This window comes from Paraburkholderia sp. (assembly GCF_035501035.1).
Lineage (GTDB): Bacteria > Pseudomonadota > Gammaproteobacteria > Burkholderiales > Burkholderiaceae > Paraburkholderia.
In genome coordinates, this window is sequence record NZ_DATJWR010000426.1 from 1 (window position 1) to 4,122 (window position 4,122).

The 4,122-nt window shown below is 66.5% G+C and carries 3 protein-coding genes and 1 pseudogene; all 4 read left to right on the forward strand.

The window, feature by feature from the left end; translation table 11 throughout:
* A pseudogene (locus VMJ11_RS30360) lies at positions 1 to 254 on the forward strand (efflux transporter periplasmic adaptor subunit); the annotation flags it as partial.
* A 317-nt stretch (positions 255 to 571) separates the two neighbouring features.
* Entirely contained in the window at positions 572 to 895 is a 324-nt protein-coding gene (locus VMJ11_RS30365) for a hypothetical protein (RefSeq protein WP_325624545.1), read from the forward strand.
* A gap of 593 nt (positions 896 to 1,488) precedes the next feature.
* Positions 1,489 to 2,112, forward strand: coding sequence for a hydrogenase maturation protease (locus VMJ11_RS30370; protein WP_325624546.1), 624 nt, complete (start codon positions 1,489 to 1,491; stop codon positions 2,110 to 2,112).
* 198 nt (positions 2,113 to 2,310) lie between these two features.
* Positions 2,311 to 4,122 (forward strand): propionate--CoA ligase (locus VMJ11_RS30375; protein WP_325624548.1); only part of this gene is annotated, 1,812 nt, incomplete at its 3' end.

Here is a 4,122-nt window from a genome sequence, read left to right on the forward strand (position 1 = left end):
AGGTGGGCAACAAGGCCGACATCAAGCTGATGAGCGGCGGCACGCTCGAAGGCCACGTGGAGAGCATCTCGCGCGGCATTTACGACCGCGACAATCCGCAAAGCCGCGAACTGCTGGCCGACGTGAACCCGACCTTCAACTGGGTGCGCCTTGCGCAGCGCGTGCCGGTGCGCATCCACATCGACAAGGTGCCGGACGACATGATCCTCTCGGCCGGAACGACCTGCACAGTGGTGGTGAAGCCGGGGACGTGATGGAACCCGGGCGCGCCAGATGCACCGAAATGCGCCGACGCGGAATGCCAGGCTGAACTCAAAGTGCACACCGAAGTTGGAGGCTCGCGCAGCCGAAGCGTGACGCGACGGCATATTCGATTGCGAGGCACGTGTGCGGTTCCGCCTGGTCTTGCCCGATGCCTTCATTGAAAGCCCGCCCGGCGTTTGCCGGGCTTTTTTTTGGCGTATGTGGGCCGAGCGGATAAGGCGCGCGGCATGGGGATTGCGCAATTCATGTTCAAGCGGACGGCGCTCGTCCGCGTCGATATTCCTGTCCAAACAAGGAGGTGCGGATCATGAACAAGGCAACCATCACGTCAATTGCGGCCGTGGCCGCGTTTGCGCTGTCGGGCGCCGCTTATGCGCAGACTGCCGGAAGCTCGGGCGGCGTTTCGTCGAACCCTGGCGGCGCGCCCAGCCCTGCAACGAACCAGATGAACGACGCGACGAGTGGCTACGGCATGCCTGGCGCCACCAACTCCGACGCCGGCATGGGCACCACTCCTCCGAACTCGCCCCAACAGCAAAGCACGAACAGCAGTTCGACGCCCCACACCAGCGGTCCCAAGAGCAACAACTCGCTCGCGACCCCGAGCGTAGTGTCGCCGGCCAACCAATAACAGCAGTCAAAAAGCGACACGCGAACGACAGGCGCTTCAATCGCGTTGGACTCGCGTGGGACGCAAGAAACCTTGCGACAGGTGCCGCAGTTCGCAGCTAGTGGGCGCGAGTTGACAAGACCGCCGGGGAGCAACGGCCACTTTGGAGCAAATCGAAAGGCCGTTGAGGGTCAATTTGCGCCCATCGGGTATCAGGGGTCTCAGCGAAAGTCACCCGGGCGAGACCCAGCCATACAGTGTCCCCTGGCCGAGGTCTTTCAACAGAGGCCGGCCACATGGCTCATGATTCCCGGTGCCAGCGCACAAAGGACATACGCTCTTTTTCCAGCACCTGCGCAAATGTCAGCAATTTCCGCACATTAAGCCGACGGCTGATCGATAAGCAATGCAAAGAATCTAACCTGAGCGCAATAGAACGCGTCTACATTGATACATGTCATTCGCCGTACGCCGAATTACTAGGATTATTCTTATTCTTCCCAGACTTCTCTGCGACAAGCTACGTGATTCCCCACATACATCGACTACACCCAACCCGCTGCCCCACACAGGCTGCGCGCGCTCCCGGCACGGTGCGCCGCTTCGCGCGCCGCGTGCTGGCCGCCTTCGCGAGCCGTCAGGCGCTCGCGCCTGAGCGCGTGGTCGTGCTGAGCCTCGGCAACGTCCGGTGGGGAGATGCCGGCATAGGCGTGCATGCGCTCGAGCGACTGAAGGCACGCTGGGAATGGCCGGTACAAGTGGAATTCGTGGCCGGCGACGTGCGCGGCCGGATGCTGCTGCCTGTCGTCGAGTCCACGCAGCGTCTGATCGTGCTCACGGCTCTCGACTTCGGGCTCGGTCTCGCGCCCGGTGCGTTGCGCGTCGTCACCGGCGACGCCGCTGCCGATTACCTCTATACACAGCGCGCCAACCTGCCCGGCATGGGCTTCGCCGGCGCGCTCGCCTGCGCGCAGCTCAACGGGCGCTCGCCGCGCGAAATCGTTCTGATCGGCGTGCAAGTGCACGAGAACGAGTGTTATGGGGCGTGTTTGTCGAGCGCGGTTCATGCGCGGCTCGACCCCGCCGTCGACGCCGCGCGCCGCTGGCTGCGACGTTGGCGCGCCGCCCCGCTGCCGCGGCCGGCCAGCGCGCCCGGCACGTGCACGCCTGCGGTGGCGCCCTGCGGCGAACGCTGCGAGATCGAGGCTCCCCTCGACGCCCCCGACGTGGAGGCTTGAGCGCCGCGTACGCGGCTTGCGCGGACCAGCGGGCACGAGGCGGGCCCAAGCGCGCTCATAGTGGAGAACCCGCGTTGCCCGCGCGCATTGCGCTGCACTATGCTGAAAAACCCGCGCCAGATCCGGTCGTCCGTATTGCCGGCGCGGTGGGCACGAGCATGCATTCGTGAGCCCCAACAGCCCGGGAGGAAGGCAGCCATGCGTTACCGCGATTTTCACCGCGAGTCGATCGAGCACCCCGAAGACTTCTGGGGCCGCGAGGCCGCACGCATCCATTGGGACACGCCGTTCGACCAGGTGCTGGACCGCTCGAACCCGCCGTTCGCGCGCTGGTTCTGTGGCGGTCGCACGAATCTGTGCTTCAACGCGGTCGACCGCCACCTCGCGGCGCGCGCGCATCAGAACGCGCTCGTCTACGTTTCGACGGAGACGGGCATCGAGCGTCGCTACACCTACGCCGACCTGCACGCCGAAGTGAACCGCATGGCCGCGGTGATGCGTTCGCTCGGCGTGGCGCGCGGCGACCGTGTGCTGATCTATCTGCCGATGATCCCCGAGGCCGTGTTCGCGGTGCTCGCCTGTGCGCGTCTGGGCGCGATCCACTCGGTGGTGTTCGGCGGCTTCGCAGCACCAAGCCTCGCCGCGCGCATCGACGACGCGAAGCCCGCTCTGCTCGTGAGCGCCGACGCCGGCGCGCGCGGCGGCAAGGTGATCGATTACACGCCGCTCGTCGACGAAGCGATGGCGCGCGCGCAGCACGCCCCCCCGAAGGTGCTGCTGATCGACCGCCAGCTCGCACCCGAGCGGCTGAACGCGCCGTATCTCGTCGCTTACGAACCGTTGCGCGAGCAACATTACAACGCGCAGATTCCCTGCGAGTGGCTCGAATCGAATGAGCCCTCGTACATCCTCTACACCTCCGGCACGACCGGCAAGCCCAAAGGCGTGCAGCGCGACGTGGGCGGCTACGCGGTGGCGCTCGCCGCCTCGATGGAATACATCTTCGAGGGCCGCGCGGGCGACACGATGTTCACGGCGTCGGACATCGGCTGGGTCGTGGGCCATAGCTACATCATCTATGCGCCGCTCATCGCGGGCATGACCACGGTGATGTACGAAGGCACGCCCATCCGGCCCGACGGCGGCATCTGGTGGCGGCTCGTCGAGCAGCATCGCATCAACCTGATGTTCACGGCGCCCACGGCGATCCGCGTGCTCAAGAAGCAGGACCCGGCGCTCCTGCGCGCCGCCGACCTCTCGAGCCTGCGCACGCTCTTTCTCGCGGGCGAGCCGCTCGACGAACCCACGGCCGAATGGATCTCGGGCGCGCTCGGCAAGCCGGTCGTCGACAACTACTGGCAAACCGAGACCGGCTGGCCGATGCTCGCCATCCAGCGCGGCGTCGAGGCGCTGCCGCAAAAGCTCGGCTCGCCGGGCGTGCCCTGCTACGGCTATGACCTCGTGCTGCGCAACGAGCACACGGGCGAGCCTTGCGCGCAGGACGAAAAAGGTGTCATCACGCTCGGCTACCCGCTGCCGCCGGGCTGCATGCAGACCGTGTGGGGCGACGACGCGCGCTTCGTGAAAACGTACTGGGAGAGCGTGCCCGGCCAGCACGCGTATTCGACCTTCGACTGGGGCGTGCAGGATGAGAACGGCTACGTGACGATCCTCGGCCGCACCGACGACGTCATCAACATCGCCGGCCACCGGCTCGGCACGCGCGAGATCGAAGAGGCGATCTCGTCGCACGCGGCGGTCGCGGAAGTGGCCGTGGTGGGCGTGAGCGACGCGGTGAAAGGTCAGGCCGCGCTGGCCTTCGTCGTGCTGCGCGACGCGAGTGCGGCAGCCAACCCCGCGGACGCGGAAAAGCTCGCCGCCGCGCTCGCCGCGACGGTGGACCGCCAGCTCGGCGCGATCGGACGGCCCGCGCGCGTGCATTTCGTGCCGATGCTGCCGAAAACCCGCTCGGGCAAGCTCCTGCGCCGCGCGATCGCGGCCCTCGCCGAA

What these genes read in the sequence shown, in the direction of transcription:
- VMJ11_RS30365 (WP_325624545.1), top strand. Translation starts at nt 572, where the DNA reads ATGAACAAGGCAACCATCACGTCAATTGCGGCCGTGGCCGCGTTTGCG.